The sequence below is a fragment of the Streptomyces telluris genome, from assembly GCF_024519335.1.
GTDB classification, from domain to species: Bacteria; Actinomycetota; Actinomycetes; order Streptomycetales; family Streptomycetaceae; genus Streptomyces; species Streptomyces telluris.
Genome location: NZ_JANIID010000041.1, coordinates 42629 through 67166, shown reverse-complemented (window position 1 = coordinate 67166; position 24538 = coordinate 42629). Strand labels below are relative to the sequence as shown.

The 24538-nt window shown below is 71.2% G+C and carries 23 protein-coding genes; 10 read left to right on the top strand and 13 right to left on the bottom strand.

Going from position 1 to position 24538, the window contains the following annotated elements:
* Positions 1-216: 216 nt before the first annotated feature.
* Complete coding sequence (locus tag NQU55_RS31870) at positions 217-867, bottom strand: PAS domain-containing protein (protein ID WP_256791620.1); 651 nt, start codon at positions 865-867, stop codon at positions 217-219.
* A 265-nt stretch (positions 868-1132) separates the two neighbouring features.
* On the opposite strand from NQU55_RS31870, the gene NQU55_RS31865 reads away from it, so the two are divergent.
* Positions 1133-4423, top strand: a complete 3291-nt coding sequence (locus NQU55_RS31865) for a cytochrome P450 (protein ID WP_168096009.1) — start codon at positions 1133-1135, stop codon at positions 4421-4423.
* Between the two features lie 251 nt (positions 4424-4674).
* On the opposite strand, the gene NQU55_RS31860 is transcribed toward NQU55_RS31865, so the two are convergent.
* Positions 4675-5325: a PepSY domain-containing protein gene (locus NQU55_RS31860; RefSeq protein ID WP_256791619.1), complete on the bottom strand. Its 651-nt coding sequence runs from the start codon at positions 5323-5325 to the stop codon at positions 4675-4677.
* Between the two features lie 283 nt (positions 5326-5608).
* On the opposite strand from NQU55_RS31860, the gene NQU55_RS31855 reads away from it, so the two are divergent.
* Entirely contained in the window at positions 5609-5782 is a 174-nt protein-coding gene (locus NQU55_RS31855) for a CsbD family protein (RefSeq protein WP_079110373.1), read from the top strand.
* A gap of 99 nt (positions 5783-5881) precedes the next feature.
* On the opposite strand, the gene NQU55_RS31850 is transcribed toward NQU55_RS31855, so the two are convergent.
* The 3 genes from NQU55_RS31850 to NQU55_RS31840 all read right to left on the bottom strand — a co-directional run bounded on the left by NQU55_RS31850 (position 5882) and on the right by NQU55_RS31840 (position 7710).
* Positions 5882-6187, bottom strand: a complete 306-nt coding sequence (locus NQU55_RS31850; RefSeq protein ID WP_168096732.1) for a YkvA family protein — start codon at positions 6185-6187, stop codon at positions 5882-5884.
* 42 nt (positions 6188-6229) lie between these two features.
* Entirely contained in the window at positions 6230-6502 is a 273-nt protein-coding gene (locus tag NQU55_RS31845) for a hypothetical protein (RefSeq protein WP_168096731.1), read from the bottom strand.
* Between the two features lie 104 nt (positions 6503-6606).
* Entirely contained in the window at positions 6607-7710 is a 1104-nt protein-coding gene (locus NQU55_RS31840) for an MBL fold metallo-hydrolase (protein ID WP_256791617.1), read from the bottom strand.
* Positions 7711-8106: 396 nt separating this feature from the next.
* Here NQU55_RS31840 and NQU55_RS31835 point away from each other — a divergent pair, with 396 nt between their 5' ends.
* The 3 genes from NQU55_RS31835 (at position 8107) to NQU55_RS31825 (ending at position 11902) form a co-directional block, all read left to right on the top strand.
* Positions 8107-9657, top strand: a complete 1551-nt coding sequence (locus tag NQU55_RS31835; RefSeq protein WP_256791616.1) for an alpha/beta fold hydrolase — start codon at positions 8107-8109, stop codon at positions 9655-9657.
* A gap of 12 nt (positions 9658-9669) precedes the next feature.
* A complete protein-coding gene (locus tag NQU55_RS31830; protein ID WP_372504852.1) occupies positions 9670-11316 on the top strand; it encodes an alpha/beta fold hydrolase in 1647 nt (548 codons plus the stop codon).
* 100 nt (positions 11317-11416) lie between these two features.
* Positions 11417-11902: a DUF5709 domain-containing protein gene (locus NQU55_RS31825; RefSeq protein ID WP_168095865.1), complete on the top strand. Its 486-nt coding sequence runs from the start codon at positions 11417-11419 to the stop codon at positions 11900-11902.
* A 52-nt stretch (positions 11903-11954) separates the two neighbouring features.
* Here the strand turns inward: NQU55_RS31825 and NQU55_RS31820 are convergent, their stop codons facing one another.
* The 3 genes from NQU55_RS31820 to NQU55_RS31810 all read right to left on the bottom strand — a co-directional run bounded on the left by NQU55_RS31820 (position 11955) and on the right by NQU55_RS31810 (position 13824).
* Positions 11955-12392 carry a hypothetical protein gene (locus NQU55_RS31820; protein ID WP_168095866.1) on the bottom strand — a complete coding sequence of 146 codons (438 nt, stop codon included), beginning with the start codon at positions 12390-12392 and terminating at the stop codon, positions 11955-11957.
* Between the two features lie 376 nt (positions 12393-12768).
* Positions 12769-13110, bottom strand: coding sequence for a hypothetical protein (locus NQU55_RS31815; RefSeq protein WP_168095867.1), 342 nt, complete (start codon positions 13108-13110; stop codon positions 12769-12771).
* Between the two features lie 81 nt (positions 13111-13191).
* Positions 13192-13824 (bottom strand): MepB family protein, encoded by a 633-nt coding sequence (locus tag NQU55_RS31810; protein WP_256791615.1) that lies wholly within the window; start codon positions 13822-13824, stop codon positions 13192-13194.
* 217 nt (positions 13825-14041) lie between these two features.
* Here NQU55_RS31810 and NQU55_RS31805 point away from each other — a divergent pair, with 217 nt between their 5' ends.
* From NQU55_RS31805 to thpR, 5 genes are all read left to right on the top strand, one after another.
* A complete protein-coding gene (locus NQU55_RS31805) occupies positions 14042-14221 on the top strand; it encodes a hypothetical protein (protein ID WP_256791614.1) in 180 nt (59 codons plus the stop codon).
* A 96-nt stretch (positions 14222-14317) separates the two neighbouring features.
* Positions 14318-14464, top strand: coding sequence for a hypothetical protein (locus NQU55_RS31800; protein ID WP_256791613.1), 147 nt, complete (start codon positions 14318-14320; stop codon positions 14462-14464).
* Positions 14461-17481, top strand: a complete 3021-nt coding sequence (locus NQU55_RS31795) for a LodA/GoxA family CTQ-dependent oxidase (protein WP_168095859.1) — start codon at positions 14461-14463, stop codon at positions 17479-17481. Before NQU55_RS31800 ends, NQU55_RS31795 begins: the two co-directional genes overlap by 4 nt.
* A gap of 128 nt (positions 17482-17609) precedes the next feature.
* Positions 17610-18881 carry an NAD(P)/FAD-dependent oxidoreductase gene (locus NQU55_RS31790; protein WP_206330009.1) on the top strand — a complete coding sequence of 424 codons (1272 nt, stop codon included), beginning with the start codon at positions 17610-17612 and terminating at the stop codon, positions 18879-18881.
* Positions 18882-18922: 41 nt separating this feature from the next.
* Positions 18923-19504: an RNA 2',3'-cyclic phosphodiesterase gene (gene thpR, locus NQU55_RS31785; RefSeq protein ID WP_256791612.1), complete on the top strand. Its 582-nt coding sequence runs from the start codon at positions 18923-18925 to the stop codon at positions 19502-19504.
* 41 nt (positions 19505-19545) lie between these two features.
* On the opposite strand, the gene NQU55_RS31780 is transcribed toward thpR, so the two are convergent.
* The 5 genes from NQU55_RS31780 to NQU55_RS37340 form a co-directional block, all read right to left on the bottom strand.
* Positions 19546-20055 (bottom strand): DinB family protein, encoded by a 510-nt coding sequence (locus NQU55_RS31780; protein WP_256791611.1) that lies wholly within the window; start codon positions 20053-20055, stop codon positions 19546-19548.
* A 266-nt stretch (positions 20056-20321) separates the two neighbouring features.
* Positions 20322-20930, bottom strand: coding sequence for a CAP domain-containing protein (locus NQU55_RS31775; RefSeq protein WP_168096839.1), 609 nt, complete (start codon positions 20928-20930; stop codon positions 20322-20324).
* Between the two features lie 119 nt (positions 20931-21049).
* A complete protein-coding gene (locus NQU55_RS31770) occupies positions 21050-22396 on the bottom strand; it encodes a M20 metallopeptidase family protein (protein WP_256791610.1) in 1347 nt (448 codons plus the stop codon).
* A gap of 407 nt (positions 22397-22803) precedes the next feature.
* The gene (locus tag NQU55_RS31765; protein ID WP_256791609.1) at positions 22804-23949 is read right to left on the bottom strand and encodes a serine hydrolase domain-containing protein; all 1146 of its coding nucleotides are present in this window, start codon (positions 23947-23949) and stop codon (positions 22804-22806) included.
* A 106-nt stretch (positions 23950-24055) separates the two neighbouring features.
* Positions 24056-24532, bottom strand: a complete 477-nt coding sequence (locus NQU55_RS37340; protein ID WP_505017629.1) for a tetratricopeptide repeat-containing protein — start codon at positions 24530-24532, stop codon at positions 24056-24058.
* Positions 24533-24538 lie beyond the last annotated feature (6 nt).

The window sequence follows — 24538 nt, the reverse complement described above, 5'->3', positions numbered from 1 at the left end:
GCCTGACAAGGACTGTGACCTACTACGCTCCTTCATTGCCGACGCGCGATTATCGGCCCTGTCCCCGTATTCATCCGCGGCTGTTCACTATCGGGATTCGTAAGTGATCCGGGCCTCATGGGCGGCCTCACACGCACCGCCCCCGAATGTCACCCGACGCAAGCGCGCGGATACGCATACGGGGGTGTCGTCCGGTTTCGCGGGCCGACGTACCGCTCAGTCCGCCGCGGGCGGCCAGGCGGCCGGGGAGAGCAGGCCGAGCACGTAGGCGCGGGCCACCAGAGCGGTGCGGTTCGAGGCGTCCAGGCGGCGGCACAGACGGGCGAGGTGGTAATTGACTCCGTCGCCGCTGAGCCCGACGGTGCGGGCCACCACGGCCGTGGTGCGGCCCTCGGCGACCAGGGCGAGGATGCGGGACTCCAGTGCGGTGAGCGCGACCGGGCCGACGGCCTCTTCCCTGCCGTCCACGGCAGGGCGCGGCTCGTCCGCACGAAGGATGGCCAGCAGCGGCGGGAGCTCGCCCGCCGGGTCGCTCACCGGCTCGACGGTCAGCTCCCCCTCATAGGACGATCCGGCAGCGGTCCAGCGGACGCGGAAGGGGTAGCGCGAGCGCCGTCCCCCGCGCATGGCGCTCTCGAACTTGCTCAGCTTGCGGGGGTCGGCGGGGGTGAACAGGTCGAGCAGGTGGCGGCCCGTCAGGCGGCCCGGGGTGAGGTTCCACAGTGCCGCCAGGGCCGGGTTCGCGCCGGTGATCACGCCTTCGGCGGTGCTGACCGCGGTCGGGACCGGCGTGCGGTCGAACAGGTTGAGGAAACGGGTGCGCCACACCGCCGGGTCCGACTCCGGGTCGTACACGGTCACGGTCACGCGCTCCTCTGTTGTCGGCTTCCTGCAGGCCTTCACCGTCCGAGCCATCCGAGCCGTCCGAGCCGTCCGAGCCACCCGAGCCACCGGAAGGCCTAGCCGCCTAGCACAGTCGTGCCGCAGCGCGCACGCCGCGGCACGGCCAAGACGCTACAAGAAATCGTAGTTCCGGCGGTCGGCGGGCCCGCGCGCGGCGGAATCGTGGACGCACCGGTCGGGACCATCGCCCACCGGAGGCCGGACCATCACCCGCCGGAGGAGAGAGCCCATGGAGCCCCTGCGTGACCTGCCCGTCGTCGACGTGTCGGATACGGGTCTGACCGACAGGCCCGTCCAACAAGCCATGGCCTTCGCCCGCGAGTTCGGGCCCGCCTTCCGGCGCCGTTTCCACAGCCGCGAGACGGTGCTGATCTCCTCGTACGAACTCGTCGACGAGCTCTCGGACGAGACGCGGTTCGCCAAGGTGATCGGCCCCGCGCTGGAGAACGTCCGCGAGGTCGCCGCCGACGGCCTGTTCACCGCCTACAACGACGAGCCCAACTGGGCCAAGGCCCACGACATCCTGCTGCCCGCCTTCGCCATGGGCTCGATGCGCACGTACCACCCGGTCATGCTGAAGGCGGCGCGGCGGATGATCACCGCCTGGGACGCGTACCTCACCCGGGACGAACCCGTGGACGTGTCGGCGGACATGACCCGGATGACGCTCGACACCATCGGCCTCGCGGGCTTCGGCTACGACTTCCGGTCCTTCGCCCGCGCCGAGCCCCACCCCTTCGTCCAGGCGCTCGTACGGGCACTGAGCCACAGCCAGGCCGCTCTGGGGAGGACGCCGGGCCAGGACACCACGGAGGAGGACCGGGCCTTCCGTGCGGACACCGCGTATCTCGCGCAGGTCGTCGACGAAGTGATAGCCGGACGGCGGACCGCCGGGGAGAGCGGCGGCGCCGACGACCTGCTGGGGCTGATGCTGAACTCGCGTCACCCCGGCGACGGCGAACCCCTCGACGAGGCCAACGTCCGCAACCAGGTCATCACCTTCCTGATCGCGGGCCACGAGACCACGTCGGGCACCCTCTCGTTCGCCCTCTACCACTTGATGAAGAACCCGGTCTCCCTGCGTCTGGCGCAGGCCGAGGTCGACGCCCTGTGGGGCGACGACGCGGATCCGCAGCCCGCGTTCGAGGACATCGGCCGGCTGCGCTACGTACGGCAGGTCCTCAGTGAGACGCTGCGGCTGTGGCCGACCGCCGCGGTCTTCGAGCGCGCGCCCGTGGCCGACACCGTCATCGGCGGCAGGTACCCGGTCCCGGCCGGCCGGCGGCTGACCGTGCTCACCCCGATGCTGCACCGCGATCCGGTGTGGGGCGACAACGTCGAGGAGTTCGACCCGGACCGCTTCGCGCCCGCCGCCGAGGCCGCCCGTCCCGCGAACGCGTACAAGCCCTTCGGCACCGGGGAACGCGCCTGCATCGGGCGGCAGTTCGCCATGCACGAAGCGACCATGCTGCTGGCCCTGCTCGTCCACCGCTACCGCTTCCTCGACCACACCGGCTACACCCTCGACGTCAAGGAGACCCTCACCCTCAAGCCCGACGGCTTCACCCTGGCCCTGGCGCACCGCACCGCCGAAGACCGCGACCGGGTCCGCGACGCCCTCGGCGGCCTCGGCGGCCTCGCCGGCAGCGTCACCGCGCGTGCGGACCGGGCCGAGGAGCGGCCGGAGGACGGCGTCCTGCCCGCCAGGGCCGCGGCCGGCACCGCGCTGACCGTCGCGTACGGCTCCAACTTCGGCACCTGCCGCGAGTTCGCCGAAGACCTCGCCGGCACATTCGGCGACCTCGGCTTCACGGCCGGGGCCGTACCCCTCGACAAGATCGCGGGGGCCCTGCCCGCAGGTGCTCCCCTCGTCATCGTGGCCGCCTCCTACAACGGGCAGCCGACCGACGACGCCAGAGCCTTCACCTCCTGGCTGGCCGACGCGGAACCCGGAGCCGCAGAGGACCTGCCCTACGCCGTTCTGGGCGTCGGCGACCGCAACTGGGCGGCCACCTACCAGCACGTGCCCACCGCCATCGACGACCGTCTGGCCGGACTGGGTGCGACCAGGCTCCTGGAACGGCACGCGGCCGACGCCTCGGGCGACCTCGCCGGATCGTTCGCGCGCTTCACCGCCGCACTGCGCAGCACCCTGCTCACGGCGTACGGAGACCCGGACGCCGTCGCAGGACCCGAGGACTCCCGCGAGGAGCCGCCCGGGCACGCCTACGACGTCACCGAGATCACCGGCGGCCCCCTCGACGCGACGGCCTCCCGCCACGGCCTGGTCCCGATGACCGTGACCGCGACGGGGGACCTCGCCGACCTGGCCCACCCCCTCGGCCGCTCCAAGAAATTCGTGCGCCTCGCGCTGCCCGAGGGCGTCACCTACCGCACCGCCGACCACCTGGCCGTCATGCCCGCAAACGACCCTGCCCTGGTCGAACGCGCCATCACCGCTCTCGGCCTCGCCTGCGACGCGGTGCTCAGCATCCGCGCCCGGCGCACCGGCCGTTCCGGCAGTGCCGGCTCCGGCCGTTCCGGTCGCTCCGGCCTGCACCTGGACCGCCCGGTCACCGTCCGCGAGCTGCTCACCCACCACGTGGAACTGCAGCACCCGCTCACCACCGAGCAGGTCGCCCGGCTCGCCGACCTCAACCCCTGCCCGCCCGAGCAGGCGGCCCTGCGGCAGCTGGCCGCCACCGCCGAGCAGCCGTCAGTCCCCGGAGGCTCGCAAGCCCCCCGAGCCCTCCACCACGGGCTGATCGACCTCGCCGAGCAATACCCGGCACTGCGCGGCCGCATGGGCTGGCCGCTGCTGCTCGACCTGCTGCCCCCGATGCGCACCCGCCACTACTCCATCTCCTCCTCCCCCGCCACCGACCCGGGTCACGCGGATCTGATGGTCTCGCAGCTGCGCGCCCCCGCACGCTCCGGCAGCGGCGTCTTCGAAGGCACGGGCTCGTCATACCTGCACCGGATGCGGAGCGGCGACACGGTGTACGCACGCATCCAGCCGTGCCGGGACGCCTTCCGCATCCGCCACGACGCGCAGACCCCCGTCATCATGGTCGCCGCCGGTACGGGCCTGGCCCCCTTCCGCGGTGCCGTCGCCGACCGCTTGTCACTGGCCCTCCAGGGCACGCCGCTCACCCCCGCACTGTGTTACTTCGGCTGCGACCACCCGGACGTGGACTACCTCCACCGCGCCGAGCTGGAGGCCGCCGAAGAGGCCGGAGTGGTCTCCATGCGCCCCGTCTTCTCCAAGGCGCCCGAGGCGGGACGGCGGTTCGTCCAGCACCGGATCGCAGCCGAGGGCGCGGAGGTGTGGCGGCTGCTGCAGGCCGGCGCGAAGGTGTACGTCTGCGGCGACGGCAGCCGGATGGCCCCTGGCGTACGGGACGCCTTCCAGGAACTCCACGTACGGCACACGGGCGGCGATGCCGCTGCTGCAGAGGAATGGTGGCGCGCCGCGGTCGCCGAGGGCCGCTACGTCGAGGACGTCTACGCGGGCAGCTGACGGGTCGGCTGGGCGACGGGTGGGCGGGTCGGCGGCACGGCTTGCCGGAGCGGATGGGCTTCGCCGCCGACCACCGGCCACCGGCCACCGGCCACCGGCCACCGGCCACCGGCCACCGGCCACCGACCACCGGCCACCGACCGATGGTGCAGCGGTCCGGCAACCGGTGAACGGTTGCCGATGCCGGTAGCTGATTGCCGGTGGCCGGTTGCCGGCCACCGAGTTGCCGGTGGCCGGTCGCCGGTACGCGCTCAGTCGCGGTCGACGTGTTCGCGCTTGATGCTGCCGTCGACCGCGTCCACGTCGTACGTCGTCTTGTTCCAGTCGTTCGTCGTCACGACGTCCACCGACCAGACGAGGCTGCCGTTGTCCATGTCGTCCAAGCCGAGGGACGTGATCGTGCCCTTCGTCCGGCCCAGCGCGGTCGAGGCGGCGTCCTGCCAGGAGACCTTGGCCTTGCTCAGCCGGTCGGCCGTCTCCCGCTTGTCCTCGGCATCCTGGTCCGCCTCGGGACTGGACGAGGTCACCCCGCCCGAGACCGCGTCGACGACGACGTCGCTCTCCGTGCCGTCGGCAACGGCGACTTTCACGTGCCATTCGGGGGCGCCCGCGGCCGAGCGTTTGAGGTCGATGTCCACCAGCTTGCTGCCGGGCACCTTGTCGGTCGCCGACTTGGCCGCCTGGTCGTACCCGACCTTCGCCGCGGGTACGAGCGCCTTGCGCTCAGCCTGGTCGTCCGTCATCCCCGCGGTACCGCCCGGGGAGGGCGAGGCCGGCGCACCGGAGGGGGAGGCCGTCGGTGAGGACGGAGGCGCCGCCGACACGGTGGTCGCCGCGCCGTCGCCCCTTCCCCCGTCGCCGTCGTCACCGCACGCGCTCACCATCGCCGCCGTGACCGCCACCGCGCACACCACACGCACCGTCCGACCGCGGCGAACCGCCTGCGTTCCGTTCCTTTTCTTCATGACCGCACCTCATGCCCGTAAAATCCCCAGGCATACGCGCCGACGGCGGGATCACCCCTCCCGCCCGCACCACTGGGCCATCCGGAGCAGAGTGCTCTTGTACTCGTTGTGCTCGTTGTGCTCGTTTTCCGGCGCCCTGATTCCCGAGGGCGCGTTTGCCGGCGCCCGTACGAGGAAGGCGCGAGGATGTCCGAATGCCGAGCACATCTTGGAGGCATCGATGAGTGCCGAGAAGAAGGCAAAGCACGCAGCCGAGAAGATCAAGGGCAAGGCCGAGGAGACCGCCGGCTCCGCCACGGGCAATGACGCCAAGCGGGCCCGGGGCAAGGCGGAGCAGGCCAAGGCGGACGCAAAGCTGGCCGGAGAGCATGCGAGGAACGCTCTGCGGCACTGACCAGGGCGTGGGGCGGCGGTGCGTGGGGCCGTAAGAGCTTTAAGGCTGTGAGAGCCGTAAGGCGATCCTCCCCGGGCCGGCCCCCGCCTGCCGCCCTCCTCACGACGGCGGCACCGACCCCCTCGTGGAGAGCGGCAGTCGGGAGGATGCCTTGTGCAGCGAGCGCAGGGCCAGGAGCAGGACGCCGATGTCGTCCAGATAGACGGGGTCGGGGATGAGGTCGATGGGAGAGACGAGATAGAGCAGGGCTCCCCAGAAGACCATCTTGCTGCCCTCGGGCGCCCCGGCCTGCTGCAGCAGCCGGCGAGCCCGGAAGAGCCGGACCGCCAGGAACACGGCGGCCCCGGCCACCGCCGCCAGTACGACGGCCACCCCGCAGATCAGAACCCACCATTCGAAACTCATACCCGACCTTGTACCCCGGTCGTAGCCTTCCCGACGCCGATGTCAGGCGCCGATGTCAGGCCCCGCCCCGACCCCGGCGGTCCGGAGAGGTGGTGTGACACGCGGCTCGGGCACCCGCGCCACTGTCAGCCCCTCGCCGTCCTGGAACTCGATCAGCAACCCGCTGTCGGCAAGGAAGATCCAGCACCGGGCGACCCACTCCAGTACCGCCTCCGCGTGCTCGGCCACCAGCGCAGCGTCCAAGGCGACCGACGGCACGACGAAGTTGTCCCAGTACACGATGGCCAGCTCGTCCCCGGTGGCGTGCGCACGCATCGTCCTCCGCAGTTCCCCGGCGTCGAAGCCGTCGCGCCGCTCGATGACCTCGGCGCCGTCCCAGTCGAGCCGCGTCGAGCCGACGGACGGGAAGCGGCTCAGGCTCAGGGCGGCGAAGGCACGGTCATCGGACTGCCGCCGGTACCGGAGCCGGGCCCCGGGGAAACCGGCGCAGGGTTGCGGAGCGCGGGCCGGGACCAAGGCGCATCGACGCCCTCGCCCCCCGGCCGTAGCCCGACCTCGCGAAGCTGATTGACCGCCATCATGGCGACGAACATCGCGTTCGGGTTGGCTCCGCCGATCCCCAGTTCAGCGACCGTTTCCGCGTACCGGGTGGTGAACACGTCCGGCCGAACCCGCCCGCTCCCCCTGGTCAGCCTGAGTGCCGACTCCTGCAGGGCGACGACCTGGTCCAACAGCCCGTCCAGGTGGGACACCGCCTCAGCACCACGCCGCACGGCGAAAGTGTGCCCGTCGGTGAGGAGGGCGGCTTCTCCCTCCTCGAATAGGTGAGCGACGGCGCCGAGCACGGTCTGGATCTTGAGCTGGTCGGCGTCGGCCATCGCGCCGCAGGGGCCGTTGCCCTCGTCGGAGAGGTGAAGGACGCCGCAATCCCTCAAGTGCACGACCACATGCCCGGCGCAGTGCCCCTGGCTGCGCAGCACGCGGACCGCGCCGTCGGCGAAGGTCCAGCCGGTGAATCGCAGCGAGCCGATCCGGATCAGCTCCAGCGGTCGCTCCTCGTAGGTCCGGGTCGTGGCGCCGAAGGGCCGCATCGGCTGGAAGAGCGAGACCATCTTGCCGGCCGGAGCGGGCGGCGCGGGCAGCGGCACCAACCCGGTGATGCGCTCGAAGGACCGCACCCAGTACGCCACCGGGTCCCGCATCTGGTCGAGGTCAAGGGCGGGGACGTAGTGCTCGACCGGCACACCGAGTTCGTCGGCCAGGTCGTTGTTGCCGACGTGGTCAAGATGGCCGTGCGTGGTCAGCACCAGGGCGCGGGACCAGTGCCCGACCCTACCGGCCGCCTCTCGCAATGCCGCGCGGAAGGCGGCCGTGACGCCTGTGTCGACAAGTACCAGGGTGTCGTCGACCCGGTGTACGAGGGCGTTGGCGACGTCCGGCTGACCGTGCTCGACATCCAGTCCTTGCCCGAGAACCAGCACCGTCCTGTCATCGATCTCGATCAGGTCACCGAGCGCGGTCATGGATCCTCCCGCGGTCTCGTCCGGGGACCGTCTCCGGCAACCCTTGCCGCCCGCCTCGAAGATGTCGACCACGAGTCGCCTGCCGACGAGCGTACGCCGCGCCGGGCGCGGTGTCGCCGAGGAAGCCTCCGATCGGGGCGATCGTGCCCGTGCTTGAGCTCGGGATCCATCCGGTTGGGCTCGGGGTCCATCCGGTGGGGCTCCGGGTCCATGCGGTTGAGCCTGAGATCCATGCGGTTGAGCTCGGGATGCATCCGGCGTCGGCTGTCCGTATGCGCCTGTTCGGCCTGCCCGGTATCGTCCGTAAAGTCATGATCCGCCCAAACCGCTGCGGAGTTGTCCGGCTGGACAGCGGACAACAAACAGCCGTGGACGTCGGCAGAGGAACGGGATCACATGCCCAAGCACGGCATCAAGGTGGTGGCTGCCACGGCCGCCCTGGCCTTGGCGACGTTCGGCTCGATACCGAGCAGTGCCGCGTCGGCTCACAGCCACACCTCCGGGCCCGGCGGCCCGCCCGCCCCGTCGCGGTTCGTGCCCGGTCCCTGCCCCAGCACGCCCGAGCCGATCGCCGCACTGAGCACCGCACGGTGCGGTTTCCTGGAAGTCCCCGAGAACCGCGCCCGTCCCGGCAGCCGGACGATCCGGCTGGCCACTGCGGTCATTCCGGCCGTGTCGGCAAAGCCCGGCGAGGACCCGGTGGTGTTCATGGCGGGCGGCCCCGGCGGCGAGACGTTCGACGACATTCCCTTCCTCATCGACTCCGGTCTGAACCGGGATCGCCCGCTGATCATCATGGCCCAGCGGGGAAATCTCTACGATCGGCCGAACCTCGCCTGCCCCGAGATGGACCGGTTCTACGCGCGGTACGTGGGGCTCGGCTACGACTCGCCGCAGGCGAAACGGCTCCTGCTGGACTCGGTGAAGAAGTGCCGGAACCGCCTGGCGGCCGACGGAGTCGACCTGGGCGCCTACAACACCACTGAGAACGCCGCCGACTTCGCCGACCTGCGCAGGGCGCTCGGCATCCCCCGGTGGAACGTCTACGGCTACTCCTACGGCAGCAACCTGGCCCTCACCTACCTGCGCAAGCACCCCCAGGGGATTCGCGCGGTGGCCATCGACTCGGTCACGCCACCGCAGACGGTAACCCTGCCGTGGACCTGGAGCAGCGCCCGCGAAGGCATCGACAACCTCCTCAAGGCATGCGCAGCCGAGCTCCGCTGCAAGAGCCGCTACCCGGACCTCCGTCGAACCCTCACCCAGCAGGTGCGTCGGCTGGAAGCGCACCCCTTGACGCTGAACGCCCGGCCGCCGCGCGGAGGAGACCCGGTGAAGGTCGTCCTCGACGGGGGCGCACTGCTGAACCTGCTGGTCGCCAACGCCGTCAAGCCGCCCGACGTCCCCGCGGCGATCGAGGAGCTCGCCCACGGACGTCCGGAGCGCTTCGCGCAGGCCCGCGCGGCCGACTCGGTCCAGGTCGTCGGCCAGACCGCCCACGGTCTGACGGAGTCGGTGGCGTGCGGCGAGTGGGTGCCGGGCTCTACGCCGTCCGACGTGCTGAAGGCGGGGCGCCGGGCCTTCCCCGGGTGGCCGGACACGGTCCTGGCCCAGGCACCGCAGCTTCCGTTCCAGCACCAGGTGTGCCGCATCTGGGACGTGCCGGACCGCACCTCCGCCCAGCGGGTGGCCACCGTCAGCGCGGTGCCGACGCTCCTCATCTCCGGGACGTTCGATACGAAGACCGGGGCGAGCTGGGCGCGTGACACGGCCCGTACGCTGTCCCGCTCGACCTCTGTGCGGATCCCCGGGATCGGGCACTGGGTGGTCCCGCAGTCGCCCTGCGCGCAGCGGGTGCTGGCCTCGTTCCTCGCCCGTCCGACCGGGCCCGACACCGCTTGCGTGGCCGGTCTCACCCCGAAGCCGTTCACGATCATCCCCGAGTGACCGGGAGAGCAGATGAGACTCAGCCGCATATCCCGCCGTCGCCGCACCCCGCGCCGGCTCCACGCCACGCCGGCCGCGGTGACGACGACCGCGATGGCGACGACCGCCATGCTCGTCACCGGCCTGCTCGCGACACCGGCCGGCGCGGAACACCGCACCGGAACCGGCCCCTTCGCCGGAGCGTCGATCGGCGCGGTCGCCCGGTCGGTGGGCGATGCCCGCTTCGAGCCCGGCCCCTGCCCGCAGACGCCGGAGCCGGTCGACGCGCTCGACACGGCTCGCTGCGGAACGCTCACCGTGCCCGAGAACCGCGCCGAGCCCGGCGGTCGGCAGATCACCCTCGGTGTCGCGATCGTGCCGGCGGCGGCCGCCAACCCGAAGCCCGACCCGATCGTGTGGCTCGCCGGCGGCCCCGGCGACGACGCCGTCGGGGAGGCGAAGATGGCGATCGACGGCGGCCTGAACCGCGACCGGGACGTGATCTTCATGTCCCAGCGGGGCACCTACTCGGCCGACCCGGCGCTGACCTGCCGCAACATCGACGAGTTCAACGCACGCGCCGTCGGCCTCGTCTACGGCGCGCCGTCCACCGAGCGCCTGCACGTCAAGGCGACGCGCGCCTGCCGCGACCAGCTGGTCGGCCGCGGCGCCGACCTCAGCGCCTACAACGACACCGAGAGTGCCGCCGACTACGCGGACCTGCGCGTCGCGCTGGGCATCGACCAGTGGAACGTGTTCGGCATCTCCTACGGCACCCACCTGGCGCTCATCTACATGCGCCAGCACCCCCAGGGAATCCGGTCGGTCGGCATCGACGGCATCCTGCCGCCGTCCAAGGCGGGGTCGGCACTGACGTGGAGCAGCGCCCGGCAGGGATTCGACGGCCTGTTCAAGGCCTGCGCGGAGGATCCCGCGTGCCACCGGCGCTATCCGAACCCGTCCGCCACCTTCGAGCGCCTCGTCCGTAAGCTCGAAGCCCACCCGGTCACCACCACCGTCAAGGTCCCCGGCCGGCCGAAGCCGGTGAAAGTCGTGCTGGACGGCGGAGCCCTGGTGAACTGGCTGACCTCCGCCACCCATGTGGCGGAAGGCGTACCCCGCTCCCTCGACGAGCTGGCCCACGGCAAACCGCAGCGGGTCGCCGAGCAGTGGGCGGGCGGCAAGCTCAGCCCCCAGGCCTTCGGCACGAGCTCCCACGGCCTCGCCTACGGCATCTTCTGCAGCGAGTGGGTGCCGTACGAGAGCCGGGCCGAGGGGATCCGGGGCGGGCGAAAGGCGTTCCCGTCGTTCCCCCGTTCGGTACTGGCCCAGGCTCCGCAGCTCACCTTCCTCCGTCCCGACTGCGCCGTCTGGAACGTCCCCGCGGCGCCGCCCTCGATCCGGGACGTCACGCGGAGCGACATCCCCACCCTCGCCCTGTCGGGCGGCTTCGACGCCCAGACCGGGGCGGACAACGGCCCCTACGTCGCCCGTACGCTGAGCCGCGCCACCGTCGTCACGGTGCCCTACGAGCCCCACGTCGTGTTCGCCACGTCACGGTGCGCCCAGGAGATCGCCGTCTCCTTCTTCGACCGTCCGACCGCCCCGGACACCGGATGCCTCGCCGGCCTCGAGCCGCCCCGGTTCGAGATCGGCCCGAGGGCACCGGGCAGCCGGTGATCCGGCATTTGCCGCCCTCCGGAGAGCGCGAGGCAGCCGGACAGGGGAGAGTGGAAGTAGGCCATCGCCGCGGAACCGTGCGGGAGGAGGCTGGCTCACTATGTCCGATGACCTGATGGGTGACGAGGTCTACCAGCCTGCCCGGTCCGACCGCCGGGACAACCCTGGTGACCTGGACCTGGAGAACGCACTCGACGGCGACCTCTACGACCGGGTGCTCGACGAGGGCTACTCGCCCCCGGAGAAGCCTCTCGGCGTGGGGCACCACGGCACGACGGCGCGCGAGCAGCGCGAGCGTGAAAGCCTCGACCAGAGGCTCGCCGAGGAGGTCCCCGACCTCACGGTGACGGGCGGGGACGACATCGGCGATCTGGCCGGTGGGGAGGGCGAGCCCATCGACGAGGAGGTCGGCGGCGAGCGCGCCGGGCGCCTCGCCGCCACCATCGACGCCATGCCCCCTCGGCGCAACGACGTCTACGCCCGGGACGTGGGAGTCGACGGCGGGGCGGCCTCCGCGGAGGAGGCGGCAATGCACATCGTGCCTGATGAGCCCGTGGTCGAGCTCGATGATGACCTCAACGCGTGACGACTGCTTACGCGAGGTGAGGGTGGCGAGATCGAGATCGGGATCTGCGCACTCAGCCGGCTGCCAGAGGCAGGACCGCTGCTATGGCATCGCGCTCCTTGCGACCGAGGAGCGGGAACGTGATTTTCAAGCCATGGTCTTCGGCCGACGAGGACACGACGAAGGAGGAGTTGAGCACGCGCTCCTTGATCTCCGACCGGACGAGACCGGCACGGGGAATCGTCATCAGGTGCTCCTCCGGATGAGGAAATATCGGGTCCGCCCGGAAGATGAAGATGCGCCGGTCCGTCATGGCCAGGTACATGGGGATCCGCGCCGGGATCACCGACATGGCGCCACCGCTCATGATCGCTGATGCAGCCGCAAAAGCAGCGGTCCGGCGCACGGAGACGGAGCTCAGGTTCACGATGGTCGTCACCTCGACCTGCTCGCCGGGCTCCAGCATGGGGTCGACGGCAGCCAGCAGCAGTCGGCGACGCTTTCTGTTCACGGGTGGTGCTCCTGAAGGTGGGTTGGGTAAGTGCCGGACGGCACAGTCCGTCCGGCACGCAGTAGACCGCCCCCCTCAGGCACCGCCGCAAGATTCCGGCGCCTGAAAACACGCATGCGGCCGGCCTTCCTCCGAAGCCCGGCCGACGCGAGTCGTCGGCATACCTTGCCACACCCGATCACCAGCCCCACCCCGAGCCCGAGAAGAGAGCGGGCAATGCCGCACCAAACCGGCCCAAAAGACTGCGATGCGCGGCAACTCCCGCACGACAGGGAGACACTCACTACCCATCGGGCGGCCGGCCCCGCGACCCACCGTCACCCCACTCCACCCCCAACCACTCGCAACGGCGGATCGAAACTTCCCCGGCCGAGACCTATTCGTCTTTGACCGGCACCTCGAACCCCCTGTTACGGATCACCACTCGCTCCACCTCATCGGTGATGTCGAAGGTGCCTTCGACATCTGTTGGCGTGATGACTTGAGCCACGGTCCCGCCGGGCTCTTTCTCGCCCAGATTCAGGTGCAGCTCGTAGGGAGTGTCGACGACTCCGGGAGAGGCGATTTCCAAAATCAGCACGTAGCCCGGGGTTCGACACGAACACGTACCTTTTACGGTGACTCGGCGTCTCCCATTGCTGTCTCGGTGCGCTGTGGCGGTGAAGCCCTGGGGGCCTGCTTCGCAGTCGAACTTCTCGTTCTCCGCGGGCTTGGACATGTCCTCTCCTTATCTCGGGTCTTACACGTCACCAGCCTTAACGCTGTTGACAGCGCTTGCAATCGGGGGTCGAGCGTTCACCTATTCGCACCTGCCCATCTTGTGATCAAGGAGGGAGCCCTGGGCGGTACGTCTTCTCACGGACTCCGCCGGCCGGGGGTGATAGAGCGCGTGAGCGCGGGGAAGGTCGACGGGCTCGCCTTCAGGCAGTTGGAGGAAGTGTTCCACCTGCCAGGTCTGTGTGCTGCGAGCCTGGCGGTTCGTAGTGGTCACCCACGGCGGGTAGACGCGGAAAGCCCGTTTCCCGCCGGAACCGTTCGTCGACAAGATGCCTCGTTCCCGGAGTACGTCCCGCGAGAACACGAACTGCCCGAACCGCTCGCCCTCACGGGTACTGATGACGAAAAGATCGACGGGATCTTCGGCATCGAAGGGCTGAATGGGTCCGCTCGCAGACCTCTTCCAGACCGTGACGAACTGGCCGACCTTCGTCGGGGTCGTCTTGGCCACCCGGAACCTCACCGAGAAGCCGTCCAGCGCGAACCCGCATGCCCCGTATTCGGCACTCTCCGCTTCGAGCACCGGCCGTGAGCACGTGAACCCACCCGGGCCGTACACCAGCGCCTTCGCCCGCAGTAGATCGTCGGGGAGCCCGGGCCCCCACAGCTCATCTTCACGGCCGCCGAACCCACCCGAAGGGACCTCACGTTCCATCGCCATCCCTCCATCCTGCCAGATATCGAACATACGAACGAATCGGTCTTGGTCGCCGGTCCGTCACCCGGCTGAAGGCGTACGGTCGCGCGGGACGTACCCCGGTGTTTGGCTGAGAGGACCGCGGCTGCCCGGGCGGCCTCCGCGTGTTCGAGTCGTCTGTCCTTCCTCGTCCCCGGCCTCAAGGCCGAAGACGAGGGGAGAAGGGTGCGCCCTCATGTCTGACAAGGGGCAGCAACAGCAGATCGACACAGCCATCCGCAAAGCCGTCCTCACCGGGTCAGCCACTGTCGACGTCCAAGCCCGGACCATCGGCCACCCGGCCGACAACCCGATGATCGGCCGCATCGAAGGAGGCCGCACCCAGGGCATCCGCGTGCGGCCGGTCGAGGCCTAGATGGCGCCCGCGAGCCCCGGCACCGACTCGCCACCGCGCCAGGCAACCGTAGAACGCGGCACGCTGTGCCCCAGCTCCACCTGTCACGAGGGAGCCGTGCTCATCAGCGACAGCGTGAACGCCGACAAGACCCCACCGCGCTGCGGAATCCGCGCCGCATGCCGCTGGTTCGCCCAGGACGGGCCGCGCGCCTGCGGCGTCTGCCCGCTCGTCGTCTACCGGCCCACCGGCGGCACGCCATGAGCGACAGCCTGGAAGGTCCCGAAGACCTCCCCGCGATGCTGCCCGGCTGCGCCGCCGACCCCGTCTCGGCACTGCGGTCCATGTTCGTCGACGTCGTCCAGGGCGACCGGATCGCGCGCCAGGACACGGTGCTGCGCCCGGTGTTCCTCAAGGCGCACGGAACCGCCCACGGCCTGCTGACCGTAGACCCCGCCCTCCCGGACGACCTGCGGATCGGGTTCCTGAAGGCCGCCGCGGAGGGCACGGGCCTGCCCGCCTGGGTGCGCTTCTCCAGTGACACGCTGCCCAACCGGCCCGACCTGCGCACCACCCTGGGGATCGGCATCAAGCTCTTCGGCGTCCCCGGTCCCAAGGTGCTGGAGGCGGAGAGCGAGGCGGACACACAGGACCTGCTGCTCCAGAACCACGACGTCTTCTTCGTCGACACGGCCCGCGACATGTGCGAGTTCACCCGGGCCGGCGTCATCGAGCACGACTACGAGTCCTACCTGCGGGACCACCCCGTGACCCGCGCCGTTCTCGACGCCATGGCCAAGCCCGAGGACAGCGTGCTGACGGCCGCCTACTGGAGCGTGCTGCCGTACGCCTTCGGCGCTGGTCGGCACGTCAAGTACAAACTGGTGCCCACCGGTTGCGCCTCCGGCAACCCGCAGGCGACCCCGCACGACGAGGACCCCTCCTTCCTCCGCGGCGATCTGCGGCACCGCCTGGCCGCCGCTGAAGCGTCCTTCGACCTGATGCTCCAATTCGCCACGGACGACGAGCACACCCCGCTGGACCGGGCCACCGTGCGCTGGGAGGAGGCGGTCAGCGCACCGGTGCGCGTGGCCCGGCTGACCCTGAGCCGGCAGGACACCACGGGACGCGGTCAGGCCGCCTACGGCGAGAACCTCTCCTTCAACCCCTGGCACAGCCTTCCGGAGCACCGGCCGGTCGGCAGCATCGGCGAAGCCCGCAGGACCGTCTACCAGGCCTCCGCCGCACGCCGCAGGGACGCCAACGGCATCCCCGTGGCGGAACCCGGACCGGCCCGGCCGCCGTCCACCGAACCCCTGCCCGCCCGCGACACGCGCATCGTACGGGCCGCGATCCACCCCGCGATCGGGGTGGCACGGGTCGGCGACAGCGCCGAGGAGTTCTTCCTCGCTCCCGAGATCGACGCCCCGCCGCCCACGCCGACGGAAGGCTACAAGGACGCCACGGGTGCACTGAAGCGGCAGGCGGTGCGCTTCCGCGTCTACGGTTACAACGCCGCGGGCGAGCCGGTCGCCGAGCTGACGGCGGACAACGCCGACCTGCGCTGGACCGTGCACGTGGCCAACAAGAAGGCCGCCTGGTACCAGTTCCAGCTCGCCTTGGACATCCCCGAGGCGGCCGACGCGAAGCCGAGCACACTGCGCAACGCAAGCGTCCGCGAACGCAAGAAGCTCATCATCGACCCCGGCGCCCGCTCCATCCGCGGACGTGACCGCTCCGGAAAGCCGGAGTTCCGCTTCGATACCGGCACGTTCATGGGCACCCCCGTCTACCTGGGCGAGCTGCGCACCGACCAAGCCGGCCGGCTGGTCTTCCTGGGCGGCCGTGGCGCGGCCGCCTCCCTCGATCACAAGCCCGCCGAGGACTTCGCCAACAACGACGGCTGGTACGACGACATCTCCGACGGGCCGGTGACCGCCGAGGTCACCATCGAGGGACGGGCCGTCCCCGTGGAACCCGCCTGGGTGGTGGTGGCACCGCCCAACTACGCGCCCGAGCTGATCTCGGTCCGCACCATGTACGACCTGCTGCAGGACATGTACGTGACGGCCGGTGTGCTCACACCGCCGGAGAAGGTCTCGTTCACCCGCGACGTACTGCCGGTGCTGCGTCGCCTGTGCGGTCTGCAGTGGGTCAACAGGGGGTTCGCCTTCCAGTTCGGTCACGGGGCGCACGAGCACCTGCTGGACCCCGACCGGCTCGCCCGGCTCGCGAATGCCGCCGGGGTGCACCGAGAGGCCCGCCGTCAGGTCTGGTCGTGCCTGAGGGACCTCGACCGCGACGGCCCGTCGCCCGTGCCCTGGCCCGCCGTCTACGGCGACGCCATGAACCTGCCACCCGTCTCCGCACGCCAGCACCTGGCCCTCAGCCCCCTGCAGTACCGGCTGCTGACCCGCTGGGCCGACGGGTACTTCGAGGCCGACTACGACCCGTACGCCCAGGCGCCCACGTCCCTGGACGCGCTGCCGCTCGCCGAACGCCCCCAGGCCCTCGACCGGGCGGCGCTGACCTTCTGCCTCGCCGACGCCTTCCACCCCGGCTGCGAATTCACCTGGCCGATGCGCCACCTCACCCTGTACTCCTCCCCGTTCAGGGTGCGCCACCGCCCGCCCCCCTCGGCCGGGAGCCCGTCCGACGACTCGTACGGAGAAGTGCTCACCCCGCAGGCCGCCCTCGCCGTGGACGGACCGCTCTACGCACAGGGCCCGGGCGGCCTCACCCGGTGGATGGCCCTCCCCTGGCAGACGGACACGGCCAGCTGCCGTTCCGGCTACTACCTGGGCTACGGGCCGCGCTACGACCCGTACCTGCCCACCTTCTGGCCGGCCCGGGTGCCCAACCACGTCCTCTCCGCGGAGGACTACGCGATCGCCGTCGATGCCGCGCGCCCCGCCTCGGAGCGCACAGCCGCCTTCGAACGCCGCGCCGCGTGGCTGAGGTGGCTGCCCGGCAGCTACCACGACCAGATGAACGCCATGGTCACCGACTTCGGCAAACTCGGCATCGTCGAACGCCGGCCGGGAGCCGACGACGACCCGAGCCTGCCCGCGACGATGCTCGTGGAGTCCGAGGTCACCTTCCCCGCCGAACCTGCACCGCCCGCCAACCGCAACCTGCTGACCCTGCACGTCCCCTCGGCCGAGGAGGCCGCGGCGCGGGACGAGGCCGTGGCCGGGGCCGTCGCCCGCGCCGAACCGCCCGACGAAGAGGTGGCTGCCGGGTTCGTGGCGAAGGTCAAGCGATTCCCCGGCACGCGGTGACGGGGCCTCGGCCGCCCCAGCCGCCGGCCGACCCGTCGTGGCGGCGGCCACCGTCGGGACGCAATGGCGGCGGCCCGGCCGGACAGGAGGGCGAACCGGCCGGACACGGGGGCGGTCCGGAGTGCGAAGTGGCCGTCGTCGGTGGCGGTCCGGCCGGCGCCGTCGCGGCACTGACTCTGGCCCGCGCCGGCCGGCGTGTCCTCGTCGTCGACGACCGTGCCCCGGCCGCGGGAGTTCCCTCGATCGGCTCGGCCTCCTCACGGCCGACGTCTTCACAGCCGGTCCCTTCACGGCCGGCCCCTGCACAGGAGGTCCATTCACAGAAGGTCCCTTCACAGCCGACGGCCTACAAGATCGGCGAGACCTTGCCGCCGGCCGCCCGTCCCCTGCTGCACGACCTCGGCCTCTGGCCCGGCTTCCGGGACGGCGCGCATCTGCGGTGTACCGGCACCTACGCGGCCTGGGGCGCCGAGGAACTCCATGACCACAGTCACCTCTTCGACCCGCATGGTCACGGCTGGCACCTCGATCGCGCCGGGTTCGACGCCTGGCTCCTGGACGCGGCCGTCGCCGCCGGAGCCCGCCTGTGCCGGGGCAGCGCGGTGCGGTACCTCGACGGCGCCGGCGCCGACCCCCGGAAGCTGCTGATCCGCCGAGAGGGCACCATGACGGAGCTCAGGTGCTCATGGGTCGTGGACGCCAGCGGCCGCCGCGCCGTCATCGGCAGACACCGGGCCGTCCGGCGCAAGCAGGACCGTCTCGTGGCCGTGTCGGTGCTGTTCGCCCACCGCCGGGCCGATGCCCAGAACACCCAGGGCACCCAGGACGCCCAGAGCACCCAGGGCATCCAGAGCACCCGGAACGTACGAGACAGGGAGCTGCGTACCCTCGTCGAGGCGGTGCCCGACGGCTGGTGGTACACCGCGCAGGTCCCGGCCGGGCGACTGGTCGCGCACCTCACCGACCCGGACCTGGCCGCCGCCGAGCTGCGCACCCCCGCGGGCTTCCTGGAGCACGTGGCCCGTACGCGGCACGTCGCGTCCCGGCTGAGCGGCTACGACCTCGCCGGACTCCCCGCGCCGAGCTGGACCCCCGCCCACGGCCTGCGGCTGACTCCGGCCGCCGGACCGGGATGGCTGGCCGTCGGCGACGCGGCGCTCGCCTTCGACCCCCTCTCCTCCCAGGGCATCCTCACCGCACTGCACACCGGATACCGGGGCGCGTGCGCCCTCGACCGGCTCCTGCGCGGCCGAAGCGGGGCCCTGGCCGCCTATACGGCGTTCCTGGACGGCATCGCGAACGCCTACCACCGTCATCACGCGGACTCCTACGGCCAGGAACGCCGCTGGGAGGACAGCACGTTCTGGCAGCGCCGGCAGCGGCCGCCCGACAGGGGGTGACCGTACCGGGAAATACCCCCGGGCCGCGTCACACTGGCCTCATGCGTTTGTTCGCCGCCGTGATCCCTCCTCAGGCCGCCGTCGACGAGCTGGCGGCCGAAGTGGCACAGCTGCGCGCCGCCCTCCCCGAACGGCACGGTCGGCTGCGCTGGACCCATCCGTCCATGTGGCACTTCACCCTCGCCTTCCTCGGTGAGGTCGACGAGGCCCTGGTCCCCGAGCTGAGCGAGAGCCTCGCCCGGGCCGCCCACCGGCATCCGGCGCACGAGCTGCGGTTCGCGGGCGGCGGCCGGTTCGGCGGCCGGATCCTATGGGTCGGGGCGACCGGGGCGCTGGAGACCCTGGCCTGTCTGGCACGCTCCACGGCCACCGCGGCCCGGCAGGCCGGGGTGCACGTGGACGACGCCCGGCCCTTCCGTCCCCACCTCACCCTCGCCCGCGTCACCGGGCACGTGAACCTCAGGCCGTACGCGGAGGAGCTGGCCGAGTTCCGGGGCCGCCGGTGGCGCGTCGAGCGCCTGGAGCTGATGTGCAGCCACCTGCCCGGGGCCGGGGACGTCGGCGAACGTCCTCGCTACGAGACCGTGGCGAGCTGTCCCCTGGGCACCCGACGGGCCCCCTGATCAGGCCGGATGCAGCCGCAGCGGTGCAGCGCTCTGCACTGTCAGTAGTAGCCCTTGCGGCCGTCGAGCAGCTCGCGGACGGCATCCATGTGGCCGGCGTGCCGGGCGGTCTCCTCCACCATGTGGATCAGCATCCACCGTAGGTTCGCGCCGGCCGAGCGGTAGTCCGGGTGCCGACCGGTCTCGTCGAGCGAATGGGCCGCCACGATCTCGTTCGACACCGCGCACTGCTGCTCGTACTCGCTCAAGAGCTGGGCGAGCGGTATGTCGTCCACCATCATGTCGGCGTCGTCGGGCCCCTCGAACTGCGGGCCCTCGGCGGGACGGCCGAGGAAGAGCACCTCGAACCACAGGTGCTCGACCCAGCGCAGGTGCGAGACGATCCCCGCCATCGTCATCAGGGGCGAGGCAGGCAGTACGGACCGGTGGGCGTCGGCCTCGGACAGCCCCTCGCACTTCCACGGGACGATCGCACGCTGCGTGTCGAGCCAGCCGAGCAGTTGGGTCCGCTCGTCCGCGACGAAGGGAGGGCGAATGCGAGGAAGCGTCATGGTCGCGGAGGATACTCCCGGGCAACGTGCCGGTGCATCGGAGTTTTTCTCCACAGCACACTGGAGGTGACGAGGTATCAGGTGATGTGGGGCGGCGCGTTCTCGTCTCTCCGGCGAGGCCCACCGGCGGAATTCATGACTCTGCCAGTGGGCCGCGCCGCACCCCGGAAGGGTCGCCCCCGGGAAAGCGGTGCAGACGTGTGCTCTCGGCGAGACGGGGGCCGCCGCCAGCCCGGACCGGCGGCGACCGCCGTCCGGACACGTGGTCAGGCGCTCCCGCACGACGGCGGGCGGGTGACCAGCCTCCGGTGCTTGCCGACGAGGACCACGTCCCAGTACCGGTCCTCGTACCCCAGGCCGATCGCCACCGTGTCCGGGCTCATCAGCGACTTGTAGAACTCGTTGCCCGGTTCCGGGTCCGTGGCCATGTCCGCGAAGTAGCCGTCGTGGTCGTAGCCCTGGAACAGGTACTCGAGGACGTGGGACGAGTACACGTTCGCGTCGCTCAGCCGGGCGCGCAGGTCCCGTCCGTCACTCCCGACCTGGGTGAGCCGGCCCATCCGGGCCATGTCGCGGGCGTGACGGCGCGCCGCTTCGGAGACGGGGTTCGAGATCAGCAGGGCCGCCTGACGCCGCTTCGCCCGTTCCTTGTTCACCTCGCACACGATCCGGTCCACGCTCGGGTAGTACACGTGTCGCGCGGCCCCGGACACGCCCCTGTGCGCGGCCGCCGGTCCGGGCGGCAGCGGCGCGGCGGGGGCCGCATGGACAAGCGGCACGGCGCCGAACAGGATGGCGGCGGACAGGGCAGCGGCCAGAGCGGATGCGGTGGCACCGACGCGTCGCGCGCCGTGCCTGTTGCTCGATGTGGTCATGCCTGTCACAACGCGTTCCCTGGTGCAGGGTTTCGCCCGGACGGAGAGGCTTTGACGCGGGCAGCGCCCATGGGCAGTCGGTCGCTCGCCCGACCGGATGCGGACGCTGCCGCCGGTCCTCAGTCGCCGCCATCTGCGCTTGCCACACCAACGGCCGCGCCGCGCTCGCCCTTCCCGTCGCGCCCGTCGCGCCCTTGGTATCCCTCGCGCCCCTCATGCCCCTTGCTGCCGTCGATTCCGCCGCCGTGCAGGAAGTCCTCGGCGACCGCGCAGTGCAGGGCGACTCCGGCGGCCAGCGCCTCCTCGTCGTAGAGCACGCGGTCGGAGTGGTTGTCCGGAACCGTCCCCGGCACGCCGCCGGGCGGGCAGGCGCCCAGAAACACCATCGCGCCGGGGACACGCTGCAGGACGTACGAGAAGTCCTCGCCGCCCATCGTGGAGTGGGGGAGCTCGTGCACGCGGGAGGGGCCGAGGGCGGCGGCAGCAGCACGGCGCACCAGAGCGGTGAAGGCCGGGTCGTTCTGCACCGTGGGGTAACCCTCGGGAAGTTCTACGTCGACGGTCATGCCGTGGGCGGCGGCCACCCCTTCGGCCACGCGCGTGATGCCCTCGCGCACCGTGCGGCGGCTCGCCTCGGAGAGCGTGCGGTACGTGCCGGACAGCTCCGCGGTCTCCGGGATGATGTTGAACGCGCTTCCCGCCCGGATCGTGGTGATCGTAAGGACCGCGGGCTCGAAGATGCCGACCGTCCGGGTGATCATGGTCTGGAGGGCCTGGACGATCTCACAGGCGACCGGGACCGGATCGAGCACCCGGTGCGGGCCGGCCGCGTGCCCGCTCCGGCCCCTGACGGTGATCCGCACCAGGTCGGCGGCGGCGTACTGCGTGCCCGGCCGGACGTGGACGGTGCACGTCTCGTTGCGGGCGTTGATGTGCAGGGCGAACGCCGCGTCGACCGCCGTGCCGTCGGGCAGGGTGAGCAGCCCCTCCTCGATCATGGGCAGGGCTCCGCCGCCGGTCTCCTCGGCGGGCTGGAACATGAAGACCACCCGCCCCGCCAACCGGTCCCTGCGGGCGCTGAGCAGCCGCGCGGCGCCGACAAGCATGGCGGTGTGCGCGTCGTGCCCGCACGCGTGCATGACGCCGGGCACCTGGGAGGCGAAGGCGAGACCGGTGTTCTCCTGCTGCGGCAGGGCGTCCATGTCCGCGCGCAACAGCAGTGTCCGCCCGGGCCGTCCGCCGTCGAGCACGGCCACCACCGAGCTCAGATTCCTGCCGAGCGTCACCGTCAGGCCCAGCCCGTCGAGGGCCTCCAGGACCGCCTGCTGGGTACGGGGCAGATACGAGCCCACTTCCGGGACGCGGTGGATCCGGCGCCGCAACGCCACGACATCGGGCAGCAGCTCCCGCGCCTCGGCCAGAAGGCCGGACTCCGGAGGAACAGCACCGGTTCCGTCGATCAGCACGCGCGCCTCCACAGCAAGCGGGTCGTCCTCCGGCAGGGGAAGATGCGGCAGCGGTCGCCGACGCCATGACACCACACCCGGCCGATCGCCGACAGAGCGACTCCACGGCACGGGGCACGAGGTACGAGTGACTGGCGACGGGGTTCGGGGTACGCGGCAATCCGCGTCGCGTACCGCAAGCCCAGCGGACCGGATGAAGACCCGCGCCCGGTCACAGGCTGCTCGAGGGCGGCCAGGAGGGCCGCTTCTGCGTGTTCTTCACCGGTCGGCAGCCACCGCCCGTGGGCCGAACCGGTGAACGGATGTCCACGGCAGGGCCGACGGCTACCCGGGACGGTGCGGTGGCTCCTCGTGGTCAGCTGGTTGCGGGACCGGCCGAGCGCACGGGCGGCCGGTTCGCCGAGTGCCTAGCGGTTCTCGCACAGGGCCGTCGTCACGACCTTGTCCATCTGCGCGGCGGGGATGTTGGACGCGAGATGGGCGTTGGTCACCACGGACACGTGGCGGCCGTCCGCGGTGACCATCGACTGGGTGTAGTAGCCGGGCACCATGCCGTTGTGGCCCCAGGCCGAGCCGCCGCAGGGCAGGTCGCGCCTGATCAGCCCGAGCCCGTACCCGCCTCCGTCGAACTCCGCGCCCGCGGTCTTCTCCATCTCGGCCAGGGCGGCCGGAGAGACGACCTTGCCACCGATCAGCGCCTGGTAGAACTTCGTGAGGTCCTCCTCCGTCGAGATCATTGCTCCGGCGCTGCTGAAGACGGACGGGTCGTAGTCGAGGACCCGGGACCAGAAGGAGAACCCGCCGATCCGCACGCCGTGGTACCCGCGTACGGGCGGGGCGGGCAGGGAGTGATCGCCGGGGGCCGGGAAAACGGTCCGGGACAGGCCGAGCGGCCTGATGATCCGGTTCGTGACGGCCTCGTGCACCGCCGTCCCCGTGGTCTTCTCGACGAGCATGCCGAGGATCAGGTAGTTGGTGTTGGAGTACAGGAACGCGGTGCCGGGCGCTGAGGCGGGGGCGCGCTTCAGCCCTTCGCGGACCAGTGCCTGAAGGGAGTACGAGCCGTCCGCATCGGGGGCGGGCGGCGTGGAGAACGGCTCGTAGGCCGCGACCCCGCTGGTCTGGTGGAGCAGGTGCCGCACCGTGATGGCGTTTCCGTCGTAGCCGTTGCCGTCTACGACGCCGGGCAGGTACTTCTCGATCGGCGCGTCCAGCGAGACCTTGCCCTCGTCGACGAGCTGCAGGACCGTCGCCGCGGTGAAGGTCTTGGTCTGGCTGCCGATCCGGTAGTGCTCGTTCGGCTGGATCGGGGCGTTGGTGTTGATCGTGCCGGTGCCGACGGAGAGGCTCCAGGAGTTCGTGGCGTCACCCGCGTAGACGCCGGCGCCCGGGCCCGCGGCCGACTGGAACGTCTTCAGGGCCGCCAGCGTGCCGGCATGGGGATCGGCGGCCGCGGGCGCGGCCTGCGCCGCCGAGGGGAGCACGACAAGCATCGCGCACGCCGCGCCGAGCCCGGCGGCCGCCAGTCCTGCCCGGCCAAACTTCCGTACCATGACTCCTCCTTGAGACGATCAAGCCGACGGAACGATCCGCAAGGTAGTCATGGCAGCGCAGGGCCGGGCACCCGGAACGTTCGAGATTGACGGCGAGCGTGAAGTGTCACGCCTCCTTCGGCTGCGGCAGGTGCCGCAAGCACTCGGCGACCGCCTTGCGCAGCTCCGCAAGGCCGTCCGCCTCACGGCCCGTCAGCAACAGGGTGTCCGCGAGATCGAAGACGGGCCACGGGTCGGTCCCCTCCGCGTCCTCCGCCGCGAAGCGCGCCAGGTGCTCCAAGCGGCGGAAGCGGTCGAAGACAAGGGCGGGGTCCGTGCCGCGGGCCGCCGAGAGCAGCAGTTCCACCCGGGCCTCGTTGAGCCGTGGGTAGATGTCGTTGCCCCTCAGCGCGATCGCCCGGCGGTAACAGCCGAGAGCCCTCTCCAGCTCCGCGGTGTCGAATCGTTCAGGATTTTCACGGCGGGCCAGGCGCCGGTGCAGGCCGCCGAGAGTGGACCAGGTCTCCGCGTCGGAATCGTCGCAGTCGACTGCCCGGGCGAAGGCGTCCGTGGCGTCCTGGAGCGCACCGCGCCTGCTGTTCAGCGTGCC